This is a genomic window from Pseudomonas sp. 14P5.3.2 (assembly GCF_057799175.1).
In genome coordinates this window covers 74,512-90,683 of record NZ_JBYOKU010000012.1, presented here as the reverse complement: position 1 = coordinate 90,683, position 16,172 = coordinate 74,512, and the positions used below count along the sequence as shown (strand labels likewise).

The following is a 16,172-nucleotide window of genomic DNA, read 5'->3' as shown; positions in this document are numbered from 1 at the left end:
TTTCTCGAAGGAGCTCCGCATGGCCTCCGCCGCTCCCTACACACTCTTCAATGCAGTTCTGCATCGCAAGACCCTCTTGAGTCCGCACCTGATGCGGATCACGCTGACCGACCCCTCAATCAGTGGTATGGCCACCTGGGCGCCTGATCAGCGGATCAAACTGTTTTTCCCCGCTGAAGATGGAACACCCGCGAATCTTGCGCAGGAAGAGGGCTGGTACGCCCGATTTCGCTCGATGCTCGCGAGTCGTCGACCAGCAATGCGCACTTACACCATCCGTCATTTGCGCGCCGAACAAGGTGAGGTCGACATCGATTTTGTCCTGCATGGCGAGACCGGCCCCGCTTCGCGCTGGGCGCTGCATGCGCAGCCGGGAGCGTCTATGCAGATTCTTGCTCCCGACAGCGAGTTTTCGGCACAGGACGCCGGAGGATTCGAATGGAAACCGCCGCAGGTGCTCAAGGAGGTTTTGCTGGTGGCTGATGCCACGGCATTGCCGGCTGCGATGGGGATTCTCGAAGAGCTGGCTGCCATGTACGAGCCGCCCCGGACTCAGGCGTTCTTTGAGGTGGACAGTGCGCAAGACATGCTCTCGGTGCCGGATTGGCCCGGGCTGACAGTGCAGTGGCTGGTTCGCGATCAGGCGCCAGCAACAGTGGCTGGAGCGCTGATGGTGGAAGCGGTGATGCACGGGGTCCGGCCAACAGAGGGCCAATCACTCGGGCAGGTCGCTGAACTGGCCGAGGTCGATATCGACGAAAACATTCTTTGGGAGATCGCCAACACCGCCCCTGCAGGATTCTATGGCTGGATTGCCGGAGAAAGCGCTGCCGTCATGCGCCTGCGTAAATACCTGATCAAGGAATGCGGTATCCCGCGCGAGTCACTCAATCTGATGGGCTACTGGCGCTACAACAAAGCTGGCAGCTAAAAGCCAAAAAGGCCTCGAACACCACGTTCGAGGCCTTTTCTTTTGGACTGAAGGATCAGCCGCAGGCTTTCAGATTTACCGGGCCGACGAATTCATTGCCGCGTCCCATCACACACGCCACGCTCTGGTTGCGCTGGCGCTCCCAATCCTGCACCGGGTAGGTCTTGTCCCACGCCTCATACAGCTGGCGATCCTGTTTTGACAGGCGCAAGCCGTATTGCTTGCTCATGTAGAAATAGGTGCGAGCGATCATGCCGCGAATCGACGGGCGAGGCATGACCTTCTTGGCCTTGAAGTCGACCTGGGTCAGGCACGATCCGTACTGTCCGGATTGCACCGGCAGCCAGCCATAACTGAAGTTGCTGCGATCACCGTTGACCTCACCAATACTCGGCACCAGGTTGTGCAGATCGGCTTCGGCTTTCTGATAGCTCGGGTCATAGCGGGTGCAGTTCTTGCGTCCGCCCGACTGCCAGCATTGGCGCTGGTGACCGAATTCCCACGCCGGAACAATGTGCTCCCATTCAATGCGCGAAGCGCGCTTGGCGTTTTTACGTGGTACGTAGCCGCAAGCCTTCAAGTCCACCTTGTTGCCGGTGTACTTGCACCCGCAGTAAAACTCGGTGGACTGCGGTGCATAGAGTTTCCAGGCGACCTTCTTGGCCTCGGTAAAAGTGCGGGGCGCGCCAGCCTGGGCGCCAAAAGCGATGAACAGCAGCAGCAAAGCAAAACAGCGGACACTCATTGAATCAATCTTCCTTCGGCACAACCCAAAAAATCTGCACGCCGCCATCGTCGCGATAGGCGAGTGTGACGTTGTCGTTCTCGTCGATTTCCTCGAGCAGTTGCTCCCATGCATCCACAGGCTCGTCCGGCAGACGGAAGATCAGTGCGGCTTTGGCTTTTTGTGCGGTAGGGGAATTGATGATTTTCTGAACGCGCATGCCCATGCGTTCGTAAGCGTCAGGAGCATCAGGAGAGGTGGCCACGAGGTTATCCTTATTAAGCTGTACGTGCATACAGTATTTAACTGTAAGCATTTTCGCAACTGCTTAAAATTCAAGAAAATCCTCTGACAGCGCTTTTCCGATTTTGGTGTAGGTCGGGTCGATTATTTTGTACGAAAAATTCGCGCTCAGCGTAGGCGGCAGCACCACCCGCCGTGCGGACGAGTGGTAAGCAGGTTGCCCGACCCGGAAAGGGTCAGGCGAAGGCCAATCAGTATTCCCAGAACATCCGTTGCAGCTCTTTGCTGTCGTTGGTTTTGGTCAGGGCGACCATGGCCAGGATGCGGGCTTTTTGCGGGTTCAGGTCGTGAGCGACCACCCAGTCGTACTTGTCGTCAGGCTGTTCGGCGTTGCGCAGGACGAAACCGCCGGCGTTGACGTGGGAAGAGCGGATGATCTGCACGCCATCTTTACGCAGGGCTTGCAGGGATGGCACAACGCGGGAGGACACCGAGCCATTGCCGGTACCGGCGTGGATGATGGCTTTGGCGCCGGCCTGGGCCAGAGCCTTGTAGGCGGTGTCGTCGACATTGCCGTAGGAGTAGGCGATTTCTACGTCAGGCAGGCTCTTGATGTTCTTGATGTCGAATTCCGAATCCATGGTGTGGCGCTTGGCTGGCAAGCGGAACCAGTAGGATTTGCCTTCGACCACCATGCCCAGCGGGCCCCAAGGGCTTTTGAACGCCTCGGTCTTGATGTTGATCATCTTGCTCACGTCGCGACCGGACTGGATCTCATCGTTCATGGTCACCAGCACGCCTTTGCCGCGCGCATCTTTGCTGCTGGCGACGGCGACGGCGTTGTACAGGTTGAGCATGCCGTCCGCCGACATGGCGGTGCCCGGACGCATCGAGCCGACCACGATGATCGGCTTGTCGGTTTTTTCCACCAGGTTCAGGAAGTACGCGGTTTCTTCCAGGGTGTCGGTGCCGTGGGTGATGACGATGCCATCGACGTCTTTGCTGTCGGCCAGTTCGGATACGCGGCGACCCAGTTGCAGCAGGTTGTCATTGGTGATGCTTTCCGAGGCGATCTGCATGACCTGTTCGCCACGCACGTTCGCCAGTTTGTTCAGTTCAGGGATACCGGCGATCAGTTGTTCAATGCCGACCTTGGCCGCCTGATAGGTGGCGCTGTTGGCGGCGCTGGCGCCGGCACCGGCAATGGTGCCGCCCGTGGCAAGCACTACGACGTTGGCGAGTTTGGTCTGGGTTTCGACTTCTTTTGCCTGAAGGGCTGTTGGCAGGAGCAGGAGGAGGGCCAAAGCGCCCGGAACCAAGGTGTTGAAAGCAGATTTCATTATTTTTCTCTCTAGTAGTGAGACGGTGCTGATGCAGGTTCATCTAGATGCACCCCGTGCCGATCTGAATGCCCGGGGTGCAGGCTAGGGAGCAGGATCTGTACCAGCGCTACTTTGCTTTAGAAAAATGTTTAACTTCATGATTTACATCAAGATTTTATGGATTGGCCAATGATGCGGCGAATGACATGGCCGGGTTTCCGAACAAAGGAAGCTTTCGTGTTCGGTTCGCCGAAAGGGACTACATCTCCTGGCGACCGCAACGGCTTGCCGGTTCAGGTTCTCTGCTAAAGAAACCCGTCAGCAGGCCGATGGCTGTGGAAGGAAACGTTTATTTAGGGAGTTCACATGTCACTGACGATCGGTTTTTCAAATCCCGGCTCAGTCACCATTGGCGGTAAAACCGCAGCGACAATCAATGCAATGAACCAGGCGGAAGCAGATGCGGCCGACGAGGCGCTTGGCGTTGAAAAAGACCCGAGCAATCAAGTCCGCACTGGTGGTCCCGCGCAAGAGGCCAGCCAGGCGGAGAGCGCTGACAGCGGCGATAATCTGAGCGTCACCGTGAAAATGCTGCTCAAGCGCATGCAGGAATTGCAAAAGCAACTGCAGGAGCAGCAACAGCAACTGGCTGCAGCCCAGGCCGCGAGCTATCCAACACCTGAGGCCAAGTCTCAGGCGGTCATGTCCGTTCAGGGGCAGATTGCACAAACCAGCGGGGAGCTGATGCAAGTGGCGGCGGCGCTGGTCAAGGAAATGACCAAGGATTCCACCAGCGGCAATCTGGTCAGCACCACCGCTTGAGCGGTAAGGGGCGAATCAGACGATTGCGCCCCGCAATACAACGACGATTTCTGATTGTTGACAAATGTCGGCGGGATTCGCATAGTTCGGTCTACGCAAACGTTTGCGCGGCTTTTCCGGTGCGCTATCGCTCTGGCGAGAATGCTGAAGCTTACGCCAGCGCGAGCGTTGCTCACAATAATCATAAGATCGGAGTGAACCCATGAAGCTGCCATTCGCTGGACGTCTTCTTGCTGTCGCTATGCTGGCTGCCGCAGCCGCCGCACTACCTGTCTCTTCGGCCTTCGCCGAGTCTCCGGAAAAACCCAAAGTCGCACTGGTCATGAAATCCCTGGCCAACGAATTCTTCCTGACCATGGAAGATGGCGCCAAGGCCTACCAGAAAGAACACTCCGCCGACTTCGACCTGATCTCCAACGGCATCAAGGACGAGACCGATACCGCCGGCCAGACCCGCATCGTCGAACAGATGATTCTGGCCAAGGTCAACGCGCTGGTCATCGCACCGTCCGATTCCAAAGCCATGGTGCCGGTGATCAAGAAAGCCGTCGATGCCGGCATCACCGTGATCAACATCGACAACCAACTCGATCCGCAGATCGTCAAAAGCAAAAACATCAGCGTGCCTTTCGTAGGCCCGGATAACCGTAAAGGTGCACGTCTGGTCGGCGAATACCTGGCCAAGCAACTGAAGGCCGGTGACGAAGTCGGCATCATCGAAGGCGTATCCACCACCACCAACGCCCAGCAGCGCACCGCAGGCTTCAAGGATGCGATGGAGGCGGCGCAGATCAAGGTAGTGTCGCTGCAATCCGGCGACTGGGAGATCGACAAGGGCAACAAGGTTGCCGCGTCGATTCTCAGCGAATACCCGGATGTGAAGGCGCTGCTGGCGGGTAACGACAGCATGGCCGTTGGCGCTGTTTCCGCTGTGCGCGCTGCCGGCAAGGCGGGCAAGGTCCAAGTGGTCGGTTACGACAACATCAATGCGATCAAGCCGATGCTCAAGGATGGTCGTGTGCTGGCGACGGCCGATCAGTTCGCTGCCAAGCAGGCCGTGTTCGGTATCGAGACTGCGCTGAAAATCCTCAAGGGCGAAAAAGTCGACAGCGGCGTCAATGGCGTGATCGAAACGCCAGTCGAGCTGGTCACCAAGTAAGTCTTCCGGCGACACAACGGCGCTCGTCCGTCCGGACGAGCGCATGGAGAGTTTTTATGTCAGTTTCCGCCCCGAACGCTGTCCTCTCGGTCAGCGGTATCGGTAAGACCTATGCGCAACCGGTGCTCACGGGCATCGACTTGACGCTGATGCGCGGTGAAGTGCTGGCGCTGACCGGCGAGAATGGCGCCGGTAAAAGCACGCTGTCGAAGATCATTGGGGGGCTGGTTACGCCCACCACCGGTCAGATGCAATTCCAGGGCAAGGACTACCGTCCGGGCAGCCGCACCCAGGCCGAAGAGCTTGGCGTGCGCATGGTCATGCAAGAACTCAATCTGCTGCCGACCCTGTCGGTGGCGGAAAACCTGTTTCTCGACAATCTGCCCAGCAACGGCGGCTGGATCAGTCGCAAGCAATTGCGCAAAGCCGCGATCGAAGCCATGGCACAGGTCGGCCTCGACGCCATTGACCCCGACACCCTGGTCGGCGAACTGGGCATTGGCCATCAACAGATGGTCGAAATCGCGCGCAACCTGATCGGCGATTGCCATGTGCTTATCCTCGATGAACCGACCGCGATGCTCACCGCCCGCGAGGTGGAAATGCTCTTCGAGCAGATCACTCGTTTGCAGGCGCGTGGCGTCTCCATCATCTATATCTCCCACCGTCTCGAAGAGCTGGCGCGCGTCGCGCAGCGCATTGCTGTGCTGCGTGATGGCAATCTGGTCTGCGTCGAGCCGATGGCCAACTACAACAGTGAGCAACTGGTCACCTTGATGGTCGGCCGCGAACTGGGCGAACACATCGACATGGGCCCGCGCAAGATCGGCGCCCCGGCACTGACGGTCAAGGGCCTGACCCGCTCCGACAAGGTGCGTGATGTTTCCTTCGAAGTGCGTGCCGGCGAGATCTTCGGGATTTCCGGGCTGATCGGGGCAGGGCGCACCGAATTGCTGCGACTGATCTTCGGCGCCGATCTGGCCGACAGCGGCACGATTGCGCTGGGTTCGCCGGCGCAGGTAGTCAATGTGCGTTCGCCGGTTGATGCGGTGAAGCATGGCATTGCCTTGATCACCGAAGACCGAAAGGGCGAAGGCCTGCTGCTCAGTCAATCGATCAGCGCCAACATCGCCCTTGGCAACATGCCGGAGATTTCCAGGGCAGGGATCGTCAATGCCAGCGACGAAATTTCCCTGGCGCAGCGTCAGATCGACGCCATGCGAATCCGCAGTTCGAGCCCGACACAATTGGTGTCGGAACTGTCCGGCGGCAACCAGCAGAAAGTGGTGATCGGCCGTTGGCTGGAGCGCGATTGCTCGGTGCTGTTGTTCGACGAGCCGACTCGCGGTATCGACGTCGGTGCCAAGTTCGATATCTACGCCTTGCTGGGCGAGTTGACGCGTCAGGGCAAGGCACTGGTGGTGGTTTCCAGTGACCTGCGCGAGCTGATGCTGATCTGCGACCGGATCGGTGTGCTGTCGGCAGGGCGTTTGATCGACACCTTCGAGCGCGACAGCTGGACCCAGGATGATTTGCTTGCCGCCGCGTTCGCCGGCTACCAAAAACGTGATGCGTTGCTCAATGAAGCGGCGCCTAGGGATCTCCCATGAAAACTGCATCTTCTGCCGGCAAACGTAGTGGCAATTTCTACGGTCTGGGCACCTATCTGGGCCTGGCCGGGGCATTGTTGGCGATGGTGGCGCTGTTCTCGATGATGAGCAGCCACTTTCTGTCCTATGACACTTTCAGCACGCTGGCCAACCAGATCCCCGATCTGATGGTGCTGGCGGTGGGCATGACTTTTGTACTGATCATCGGCGGCATCGATCTGTCGGTCGGTTCAGTGCTGGCGCTTGCCGCCTCGACGGTCAGCGTGGCGATTCTCGGTTGGGGCTGGGGCGTGTTGCCAGCGGCATTGCTCGGCATGGCGGTGGCGGCACTGGCAGGTACGGTGACCGGTTCGATCACCGTGGCGTGGCGCATTCCGTCGTTCATCGTTTCGCTCGGTGTGCTGGAAATGGCCCGTGGCCTGGCGTATCAGATGACCGGTTCGCGCACCGCCTACATCGGTGATTCTTTTGCCTGGCTGTCGAACCCGATCGCCTTCGGCATTTCGCCGTCGTTCATCATTGCCTTGCTGGTGATCTTCATTGCGCAAGCTGTACTGACCCGCACCGTGTTCGGTCGTTACCTGATTGGTATCGGCACCAACGAAGAAGCGGTGCGTCTGGCCGGGATCAACCCCAAGCCGTACAAGATTCTGGTGTTCAGCCTGATGGGCCTGCTCGCTGGTATCGCCGCGCTGTTCCAGATTTCCCGTCTGGAAGCGGCGGACCCGAATGCCGGTTCTGGCCTTGAGCTGCAAGTGATCGCCGCCGTGGTGATCGGTGGCACCAGTCTGATGGGTGGCCGTGGGTCGGTGATCAGCACCTTCTTTGGTGTGTTGATCATTTCGGTACTCGCCGCCGGTCTGGCGCAGATCGGTGCCACCGAGCCAACCAAGCGCATCATCACCGGCGCGGTGATTGTCATTGCGGTGGTGCTCGATACCTATCGCAGCCAGCGCGCCAGTCGACGGGGCTAAGAAATGGCAACGATCAAGGATGTGGCGGCGCTCGCGGGGATTTCCTACACCACGGTTTCTCACGTGGTGAACAAGACCCGCCCGGTCAGTCAGGAAGTGCGGCTGAAGGTCGAGGCGGCCATCAAAACCCTCGACTACGTGCCGAGTGCGGTGGCGCGCTCGCTGAAGGCCAAGACTACTGCGACCATTGGCTTATTGGTGCCCAACAGCCTCAACCCGTATTTTGCCGAGTTGGCGCGGGGTATCGAGGATTACTGCGAGCGTAACGGCTACTGCGTGATCCTCTGCAACTCTGATGACAACCCGGAAAAACAGCGCAGCTATTTGCGTGTGCTGCTGGAAAAGCGCATCGACGGTCTGATCGTCGCCTCCGCGGGTGGCGATACCGGTCTGGCACAAGGGCTGGCGGGCGTGAAAACGCCGATGGTCATTGTCGACCGCGGGCTTGAAGGCGTGGATGCGGATCTGGTGCGCATTGATCATGAATATGGCGCCTATCTGGCGACCCGTCACCTGCTGGAGTTGGGGCATCGTGACATCGCCACCATCGGTGGTCCGTCGAGTACCAGCGTGGCGCAAATGCGTCAGGCCGGTTTTTGTCGGGCGCTGAAGGAGGCGGGGATCACGGTGCGCCCCGAGCGCATGCTGGAAAGCGATTTCACCAGTACCGGCGGCTACAACGCAGCGGCGGTCCTGCTCGAAAGCAATCCGCCGAGCGCGATCTTCGCCGGTAACGACATGATCGGTATCGGTGTGCTGCGTGCGGCGGCCGAGCGCAATGTGCGCGTGCCAAGCGAACTGTCGGTGATCGGTTTCGACGATATCCAGATGAGCCGCTATGTGTACCCGGCGCTGACCACCGTCGGCCAGTCGATCCTGCAGTTGGGCGAAATGGCTGCCGAAGTGCTGCTGCGAAGGATTGCTACCCCGAGCCTGGTCACCGATCAACGGATCGTGACCCCGAGTATTGTCTTGCGCGAATCGACTGCGCCGCTGTCCGGCGTGTTCACCGAGTACCGCTGAAACCGAATTGACGAGTAGTGATGTATGCCAGCAAATGTAGTGGTAATAGGCAGCCTGAACATGGACCTGGTCACCCGGGCGCCACGGCTGCCCAAAGGCGGGGAGACGCTGATCGGTCATTCCTTTGCCACCGTGTCCGGCGGCAAGGGCGCCAATCAGGCAGTCGCTGCTGCGCGCCTGGGTGCACAAGTGGCGATGGTCGGCTGTGTTGGTAACGATGACTACGGCGTGCAATTGCGCGACGCGTTGCTGGCCGAGCAGATCGATTGTCACGCGGTGAGCACGGTTGAAGATTCCAGTGGTGTGGCACTGATCGTGGTGGATGACAACAGTCAGAACGCCATCGTGATCGTCGCCGGCGCCAACGGTGCAATGACCCCGGCCGTGATTGACCGCTTTGATGCGGTGCTGCAGGCGGCCGACGTGGTTATCTGTCAGCTCGAGATCCCGGATGCGACGGTGGGTCATGCGCTCAAGCGCGCACGTGCGCTGGGCAAGACCGTGATCCTCAATCCGGCGCCGGCCAGTCGTCCGCTGCCGGCAGACTGGTTTGCCGCCATCGACTACCTGATCCCCAACGAAAGTGAAGCCGCTGCGTTGAGCGGGTTGCCAGTCGATTCGTTGGAAACCGCAGAAAGCGCGGCCAGCCAGCTGATTACCATGGGCGCGGGCAAGGTCATCATTACCCTCGGTGCGCAGGGTTCACTGTTTGCCAATGGCAAAGGTTTCGAGCATTTCCCGGCGCCAAAGGTGAAGGCTGTCGATACCACCGCTGCGGGCGATACCTTTGTCGGCGGTTTTGCCGCGGCGCTCGCCAGTGGCAAATCCGAGGCCGAGGCAATCCGTTACGGGCAGATCGCGGCAGCATTGTCTGTGACCCGGGCCGGCGCACAACCTTCCATTCCAACGATGTCCGACGTAAAGGCGTTCAAACCCGCATGAAAAAGACTCCACTGCTCAACGTCGCGTTGTCGCGGCTGATCGCCTCCCTGGGTCATGGCGACATGGTAGTCATCGGTGATGCCGGACTGCCGGTACCGCCAGGTGTCGAGTTGATCGATCTGGCGCTGACCCACGGTGTTCCGGATTTCATCAGCACGCTGAAAGTCGTGCTCAGTGAGATGCAGGTGGAGCGCCATGTGCTGGCCAACGAAATCCTCGACAAACAGCCGACTGCACTGGCCGTGCTGGACGAGTTGCAAGAAGAGGGCGCTCTCGGTCGGCGCGATCTGCTGACTCATGAGCAATTCAAGGTTCTCAGCCGACAGGCACGGGCGATTGTTCGTACAGGCGAATGTCAGCCGTACTGCAACATCGTGCTGGTGGCCGGGGTAACGTTCTAATCGGGTTTTCGACCCTTTCATTTTCATCAGCACAAGGAGTGCGCCATGCACCGCTATGCTCAAAAACTCCACCAATTGCTTCGGAGTCTGCTGCTTTTGTCTTTTATTACCGCCACCGGCGCTCAGGCTGCTGAAAAGATCGACCTGATCATCGACACCGATCCGGGTGCCGACGACGTGGTCGCCTTGCTGTTCGCCCTGGCTTCGCCGGATGAACTGAACATTCGCGCACTGACCACCGTGGCCGGCAACGTGCGTCTCGACAAGACTTCGCGTAACGCGCGCCTGGCTCGCGAGTGGGCAGGGCGCGAAGATGTTCCGGTCTATGCCGGTGCGCCGAAGCCACTGATGCGTACGCCGATCTACGCCGAGAACATCCATGGCAAGGAAGGCCTGTCGGGTGTCACCGTGCATGAGCCGAAAAAGGGCCTGGCCGAAGGCAATGCGGTCAACTACCTGATCGACACTCTGAAAAAAGCCAAGCCGCACAGCATCACCATCGCCATGCTCGGCCCGCAGACCAACCTTGCGCTGGCGCTGATCCAGGAGCCTGAGATCGTTAATGGCATCAAGGAAGTGGTGATCATGGGGGGCGCGCATTTCAATGGCGGCAACATCACCCCGGTGGCCGAATTCAACCTGTTCGCCGACCCGCAAGCGGCGGAAGTGGTGCTCAAGAGTGGCGTGAAGCTGACCTACCTGCCGCTCGACGTGACCCACAAGATCCTCACCAGCGATGCCCGTCTGAAGCAGATTGCTGCGCTGAACAACAACGCGAGCAAGATTGTTGGCGACATCCTCAACGAGTACATCAAGGGTGACATGGAGCACTACGGCATCCCGGGCGGCCCGGTGCATGACGCGACCGTCATCGCTTACCTGCTCAAGCCTGAGCTGTTCACCGGTCGCTCGGTGAACGTGGCCATCGACAGCCGTGAAGGGATCACCTTTGGCCAGACTGTCGTCGACTGGTACGACGGCCTGAAACAACCGAAGAATGCATTCTGGGTCGAGAGCGGCGATGCCCAGGGCTTCTTCGATCTGCTGACCGAGCGTCTGAAGCGCTTGAAGTAAGGCATGGACCCGCAGGTGCCAGCCTGCGGGTCGTTACTCCCTCTCGGTGTCCTGCGCGCCCTTGTGCTCGTGCTGATAGCGTTCGAAAATCTGGGCGATAAACGTCTGCGCACCTTGTGTTCCCATGGTCTTGACCAGCAGATCGATGCTGATCAACGCCAACTCCTCCGAACTGCCAGGGCTATATGAACTGTGCCCCTTTGGCCAAAGAACCTTGATGTCGGCGTTGATGCTTACAGTGCTCATGAATGCGCTCGAAAGTCGGGAATGTCTGTACCTGAGTTAACCACTTTGTCGGGCGTTTGGCACTGCGACTTAGGCATGAGCGCGACGCTATGCGACACTTGGTGTTTTCCGGCTGATCCAAGGAATGTGCTGTGCAGATCGATTTGAACACCCCCGACGGCCTCACACTCGACGCTGTGCGCCAGTTGCTGGCGTCGGCCAGCGATGATGTGCACACGCAGTTGCGTGTGACGAAGGGGGGGATTGCCTATATTTCTTCTGGTGTGACGGGCGGGCAGGACATCGATGGCCTGCTGTTTCGTCTGGAAACCTGGGCCAAGGGTTCGGGGTGCGTCGGCAATGTTGCGGCCAGTGATGAGGTCTGGGTAATGCAGATTTTCAACGCGCTCAAGGAAAACTGGCCGAATTCGCCGCTCGATTACATCGACGTCTATTGAGCTTCGTTAATATTCGGTGACGATTGCGTGAGGATGCGTTGCGCGCACTTCAGGCAGACTCGGCGTTTTTTCGGATCGTGGGGCAGGGTGGCAGCACTTGTTGTGAAACCAAACGCCAGATTGGCGGTCGCACGATCTCAGCTTAACCATTTGAAAAAAGGAGGCTTCATGCCTTTGAAGTTCGCGTCACTGGGTGCACTTATGGCCGTTGCCATGTTGGCCGGTTGCAGCACAACCTCCAGCGAGTCGGCAAAGGATCCTGTGGCGACCGATGCCGGTCATAGCCGCTGTGAAGCAAAGGCAGCGGAATTTGCCATCGGTAAAAAAGCTTCGCCGGAATTGCTCGATCAGGCTCGTGCCAAGGCTGGCGCGCAAAACGCTCGATTCCTCAAGCCAACGGACATGATTACTCTGGAGTATCGTTCCGATCGCTTGAATCTGAATACCGACAACAACCTGGTAGTCACCCGCGTCAACTGTGGCTGATCGCTGACCGCTTTTGTTGCAGGCATAAAAAACCCCGTCACATGGACGGGGTTTTTTTAGTGCGCCGGGAAATTACTCTGGGCGAACTTGTGCAGCTTGCATACCCTTTTGGCCTTTCTCAGCCACGAAAGAGACGGTCTGGCCTTCTTTCAGGCTTTTGAAACCGTCGGATTCGATAGCTTTGAAGTGTACGAACAGGTCGTCACCGCCACCTTGAGGAGTGATGAAGCCGAAGCCTTTTTCATCGTTGAACCATTTAACGGTGCCGGTTTGGCGATTAGACATGGTGTATCTCCAAGAAACATATATTTTCAGTAGTACTGTGCTGCTCAGGCCAACTGGGCACACCGGAGTATCATAGTCGAAATGTTCGCTTTGGTAGCCCCCCGGACGTGCTGTTTGCTTTCATATTGCATTGATTTCAACCTCTGAAATGTCTGCAAGCCCCGGTTTCAGTGGCTTTCAGCCGAGTGAAGAGGGTGTAAAAAAAGCTATAAAACCTGCGTAAATTATCGATTTCGGGGTCTTTTTGGCGGTTTTCAGCCTGCTGGACGCCCGAAAAAACATTCGTCAGCGCTTATTTCTGCACGCGGCAAACCGAGATTTCTTTCAATGCGCGCTGACCCAGTTCACCACTCGGCGGGGTGTTCTTGTCCATCAGCTGTGCGATCTCTTGCGTGGTGAATTTCTTTTCCAGAACGTCGGCACCGCAAGCACAGTGCTTATTGGCTTCGGCCGGATTGACGCTCTTGCTGGCTGCGGCGGTGCAGTCGTTCATGTACTGGGCTTTGACGCCGGCAGGCCAGGCCGCGTTGGCACTCAGCGGCAGCAGCAGGGCCAGCGGGGCCGCGAAAGCAAAAAGTCGGATAAGGCGCATGTCGGAAACTCCTTGGGTTGATATCGGCGACGATTCTCAGCTTATTTGAGGCAAAGCGTATATCCCAAGTTCACTTCGCGCCGCAAAAATGCGCAAATCAGCAACACCTCAATTCGATGACGTCGATGACCGGTCATCTGTGCTAGCATGCCGGGCTCAAGCGTTCTCAGGCTCCGGATGGACTTCAGCCCCGGCAGCGGTCAGCGTGCGAAAAATTCTGATTTGAATCCCAGTCACTCTGGTTCGGTTTTCCGGTTGGCCGCAAGGCTCCTGCCGCTGTAAGGCAGGCGTTCGTCATTGAATGGCCTGGATCGGATCTTGTACTGGCTCATCCCAACCCACGTGACCTTTGGTAGGGGTCACCACTAGGAGAGGAGGCGCCATGCCAACTATTACTCTTCCCGACGGCAGTCAACGTTCATTCGATCACCCGGTTTCCGTAGCCGAGGTCGCCGCATCCATTGGTGCCGGTCTGGCCAAGGCCACCGTGGCCGGCAAGGTCAACGGCAAGCTGGTCGACGCCTGCGACATCATCGACAGCGACGCGACGCTGCAAATCATCACGCCAAAGGATGAAGAGGGGCTGGAGATCATTCGCCACTCTTGCGCGCACCTGGTTGGCCACGCGGTCAAGCAGCTGTACCCGACTGCGAAAATGGTCATCGGTCCGGTCATCGATGAAGGCTTCTATTACGACATCGCCTTCGAGCGTCCTTTCACTCCGGACGACATGGCCGCCATCGAACAGCGCATGCATCAGCTGATCGATAAAGATTACGACGTCATCAAGAAAGTCACTCCGCGCGCCGAAGTGATTGAAGTGTTCAAGGCCCGCGGCGAAGACTACAAGCTGCGTCTGGTCGAAGACATGCCGAACGAGCAGGCCATGGGCCTGTATTACCACGAAGAATACGTCGACATGTGCCGCGGCCCGCACGTGCCGAACACGCGTTTTCTGAAATCCTTCAAGCTGACCAAGTTGTCCGGCGCCTACTGGCGCGGCGATGCCAAGAACGAGCAATTGCAGCGCGTTTACGGCACAGCTTGGGCTGACAAGAAGCAGCTGGCGGCTTACATCCAGCGCATCGAAGAAGCGGAAAAGCGCGATCACCGCAAGATCGGCAAGCGCCTGGGCCTGTTCCACACCCAGGAAGAAGCGCCAGGCATGGTGTTCTGGCACCCGAACGGCTGGACCCTGTATCAAGTGCTCGAGCAGTACATGCGCAAGGTGCAGCGTGACAATGGCTACCTGGAGATCAAGACCCCGCAAGTGGTCGATCGCAGCCTGTGGGAGAAATCCGGGCACTGGGCCAACTACGCCGACAACATGTTCACCACCGAGTCGGAAAGCCGCGACTACGCCATCAAGCCGATGAACTGCCCGTGCCACGTGCAGGTATTCAACCAGGGCCTGAAGAGCTACCGCGAGCTGCCGATGCGTCTGGCCGAGTTCGGTGCTTGCCACCGTAACGAGCCGTCGGGTGCGCTGCACGGCATCATGCGTGTGCGTGCGTTCACTCAGGATGACGCCCATATTTTCTGCACCGAAGAGCAGATGCAGGCCGAATCCGCAGCGTTCATCAAGCTGACCATGGACGTTTACCGCGACTTCGGCTTCACCGACGTCGAGATGAAGCTGTCCACTCGTCCGGAAAAGCGCGTGGGTTCCGACGAGTTGTGGGATCGCGCCGAAGCGGCACTGGCTGCAGCCCTTGACAGTGCTGGCCTGCCGTACGATCTGCAGCCAGGTGAAGGCGCGTTCTACGGGCCGAAGATCGAATTCTCGCTGAAAGATTGCCTCGGTCGTGTGTGGCAATGTGGTACTTTGCAGCTCGATTTCAACCTGCCTGTCCGTCTTGGCGCTGAATACGTCTCCGAAGACAACAGTCGCAAGCACCCAGTGATGTTGCACCGGGCGATCCTCGGTTCGTTCGAGCGTTTCGTCGGGATTCTGATCGAGCACTATGAAGGTGCATTCCCTGCGTGGCTCGCGCCAACCCAGGCAGTGATCATGAATATCACTGATAAACAGGCAGATTTTGTTGCTGAAGTGGAAAAAACTCTCAACGAAAGCGGATTTCGTGCCAAGTCCGACTTGAGAAATGAAAAGATCGGCTTTAAAATCCGCGAGCATACTTTGCTCAAGGTTCCCTATCTTTTGGTTATCGGAGATAAGGAAGTCGAGATGCAGACTGTCGCTGTGCGTACTCGTGAAGGTGCTGACCTGGGCTCGATGCCCGTCGCCCAGTTCGCTGAGTTTCTCGCGCAAGCGGTTTCCCGGCGTGGTCGCCCAGATTCGGAGTAATTATTATTAAGCGTGAAATGAGACAAGATAAACGAGCTGCACCGAAAGCCCCGATCAACGAGAATATCTCGGCACGCGAGGTTCGGTTAATTGGCGCTGATGGCGAGCAGATTGGCATCGTCTCGATTGATGAAGCGCTTCGTATTGCTGAAGAAGCAAAGCTTGATCTGGTAGAAATCTCTGCTGACGCAGTCCCACCGGTTTGCCGGGTGATGGACTACGGCAAATCGATCTTCGAAAAGAAGAAGCAGATTGCAGCAGCGAAGAAAAACCAGAAGCAGATTCAGGTAAAAGAAATCAAGTTTCGTCCAGGGACGGAGGAAGGGGATTACCAGGTAAAACTGCGCAACCTGGTACGTTTCCTGAGTGACGGGGACAGGGCCAAGGTATCCTTGCGATTCCGCGGCCGTGAGATGGCCCACCAGGAGCTGGGGATGGAACTCCTCAAGCGGGTTGAAGCTGACCTGCTCGAGTACGGTTCGGTCGAACAGCATCCTAAGATGGAAGGACGCCAGCTGATCATGGTCATCGCCCCGAAAAAGAAGAAGTAATCAACAGGGCACGGCAGGCCTTCTGATTATGTTTATCAACTGAAT

The 16,172-nt window shown here is 58.0% G+C and carries 19 protein-coding genes; 13 read left to right on the top strand and 6 right to left on the bottom strand.

What is annotated here, in order from left to right; genetic code table 11:
• Positions 1-19 precede the first annotated feature (19 nt).
• The gene (locus AC27VU_RS12480; protein WP_262142995.1) at positions 20-931 is read left to right on the top strand and encodes a siderophore-interacting protein; all 912 of its coding nucleotides are present in this window, start codon (positions 20-22) and stop codon (positions 929-931) included.
• A gap of 55 nt (positions 932-986) precedes the next feature.
• Here the strand turns inward: AC27VU_RS12480 and AC27VU_RS12475 are convergent, their stop codons facing one another.
• From AC27VU_RS12475 to AC27VU_RS12465, 3 genes are all read right to left on the bottom strand, one after another.
• Positions 987-1,676, bottom strand: a complete 690-nt coding sequence (locus AC27VU_RS12475) for an endonuclease (protein ID WP_064588319.1) — start codon at positions 1,674-1,676, stop codon at positions 987-989.
• Between the two features lie 4 nt (positions 1,677-1,680).
• Complete coding sequence (locus AC27VU_RS12470) at positions 1,681-1,971, bottom strand: DUF1654 domain-containing protein (protein ID WP_003226395.1); 291 nt, start codon at positions 1,969-1,971, stop codon at positions 1,681-1,683.
• Between the two features lie 178 nt (positions 1,972-2,149).
• The gene (locus AC27VU_RS12465; protein WP_003226392.1) at positions 2,150-3,238 is read right to left on the bottom strand and encodes an asparaginase; all 1,089 of its coding nucleotides are present in this window, start codon (positions 3,236-3,238) and stop codon (positions 2,150-2,152) included.
• Between the two features lie 348 nt (positions 3,239-3,586).
• On the opposite strand from AC27VU_RS12465, the gene AC27VU_RS12460 reads away from it, so the two are divergent.
• From AC27VU_RS12460 to AC27VU_RS12425, 8 genes are all read left to right on the top strand, one after another.
• The gene (locus tag AC27VU_RS12460) at positions 3,587-4,042 is read left to right on the top strand and encodes a hypothetical protein (RefSeq protein ID WP_488724174.1); all 456 of its coding nucleotides are present in this window, start codon (positions 3,587-3,589) and stop codon (positions 4,040-4,042) included.
• Positions 4,043-4,244: 202 nt separating this feature from the next.
• On the top strand, positions 4,245-5,201 hold the full coding sequence (locus AC27VU_RS12455) for a sugar ABC transporter substrate-binding protein (protein ID WP_003226388.1): 957 nt from the start codon (positions 4,245-4,247) through the stop codon (positions 5,199-5,201).
• 56 nt (positions 5,202-5,257) lie between these two features.
• Entirely contained in the window at positions 5,258-6,811 is a 1,554-nt protein-coding gene (locus AC27VU_RS12450) for a sugar ABC transporter ATP-binding protein (protein ID WP_103483617.1), read from the top strand.
• On the top strand, positions 6,808-7,785 hold the full coding sequence (locus AC27VU_RS12445) for an ABC transporter permease (protein WP_003226385.1): 978 nt from the start codon (positions 6,808-6,810) through the stop codon (positions 7,783-7,785). Before AC27VU_RS12450 ends, AC27VU_RS12445 begins: the two co-directional genes overlap by 4 nt.
• Before the next feature lie 3 nt (positions 7,786-7,788).
• Positions 7,789-8,808 (top strand): LacI family DNA-binding transcriptional regulator, encoded by a 1,020-nt coding sequence (locus tag AC27VU_RS12440; RefSeq protein WP_488724173.1) that lies wholly within the window; start codon positions 7,789-7,791, stop codon positions 8,806-8,808.
• Between the two features lie 24 nt (positions 8,809-8,832).
• Entirely contained in the window at positions 8,833-9,750 is a 918-nt protein-coding gene (rbsK, locus tag AC27VU_RS12435) for a ribokinase (protein WP_488724172.1), read from the top strand.
• The gene (rbsD, locus tag AC27VU_RS12430; RefSeq protein ID WP_400508609.1) at positions 9,747-10,151 is read left to right on the top strand and encodes a D-ribose pyranase; all 405 of its coding nucleotides are present in this window, start codon (positions 9,747-9,749) and stop codon (positions 10,149-10,151) included. The genes rbsK and rbsD overlap by 4 nt, the downstream gene beginning before the upstream one ends.
• Positions 10,152-10,196: 45 nt before the next feature.
• On the top strand, positions 10,197-11,225 hold the full coding sequence (locus AC27VU_RS12425; protein ID WP_488724171.1) for a nucleoside hydrolase: 1,029 nt from the start codon (positions 10,197-10,199) through the stop codon (positions 11,223-11,225).
• 33 nt (positions 11,226-11,258) lie between these two features.
• On the opposite strand, the gene AC27VU_RS12420 is transcribed toward AC27VU_RS12425, so the two are convergent.
• Positions 11,259-11,471, bottom strand: a complete 213-nt coding sequence (locus AC27VU_RS12420) for a hypothetical protein (protein ID WP_003226376.1) — start codon at positions 11,469-11,471, stop codon at positions 11,259-11,261.
• Between the two features lie 131 nt (positions 11,472-11,602).
• Between AC27VU_RS12420 and AC27VU_RS12415 the strand changes: the two genes are divergently transcribed.
• Both AC27VU_RS12415 and AC27VU_RS12410 read left to right on the top strand, forming a co-directional pair.
• Positions 11,603-11,908 carry a hypothetical protein gene (locus AC27VU_RS12415; RefSeq protein ID WP_473017608.1) on the top strand — a complete coding sequence of 102 codons (306 nt, stop codon included), beginning with the start codon at positions 11,603-11,605 and terminating at the stop codon, positions 11,906-11,908.
• A 168-nt stretch (positions 11,909-12,076) separates the two neighbouring features.
• Positions 12,077-12,394 carry an I78 family peptidase inhibitor gene (locus AC27VU_RS12410; RefSeq protein ID WP_007961248.1) on the top strand — a complete coding sequence of 106 codons (318 nt, stop codon included), beginning with the start codon at positions 12,077-12,079 and terminating at the stop codon, positions 12,392-12,394.
• A 72-nt stretch (positions 12,395-12,466) separates the two neighbouring features.
• Here AC27VU_RS12410 and AC27VU_RS12405 read toward each other — a convergent pair whose 3' ends face one another.
• Positions 12,467-12,679 (bottom strand): cold-shock protein, encoded by a 213-nt coding sequence (locus AC27VU_RS12405; protein WP_003179963.1) that lies wholly within the window; start codon positions 12,677-12,679, stop codon positions 12,467-12,469.
• A 292-nt stretch (positions 12,680-12,971) separates the two neighbouring features.
• Complete coding sequence (locus AC27VU_RS12400; protein ID WP_003226370.1) at positions 12,972-13,271, bottom strand: hypothetical protein; 300 nt, start codon at positions 13,269-13,271, stop codon at positions 12,972-12,974.
• A 382-nt stretch (positions 13,272-13,653) separates the two neighbouring features.
• On the opposite strand from AC27VU_RS12400, the gene thrS reads away from it, so the two are divergent.
• Together thrS and infC are read left to right on the top strand one after the other, a co-directional pair.
• The gene (gene thrS, locus AC27VU_RS12395; RefSeq protein WP_003226368.1) at positions 13,654-15,576 is read left to right on the top strand and encodes a threonine--tRNA ligase; all 1,923 of its coding nucleotides are present in this window, start codon (positions 13,654-13,656) and stop codon (positions 15,574-15,576) included.
• Positions 15,576-16,127 (top strand): translation initiation factor IF-3, encoded by a 552-nt coding sequence (gene infC, locus AC27VU_RS12390; RefSeq protein ID WP_170929410.1) that lies wholly within the window; start codon positions 15,576-15,578, stop codon positions 16,125-16,127. The genes thrS and infC overlap by 1 nt, the downstream gene beginning before the upstream one ends.
• Positions 16,128-16,172 lie beyond the last annotated feature (45 nt).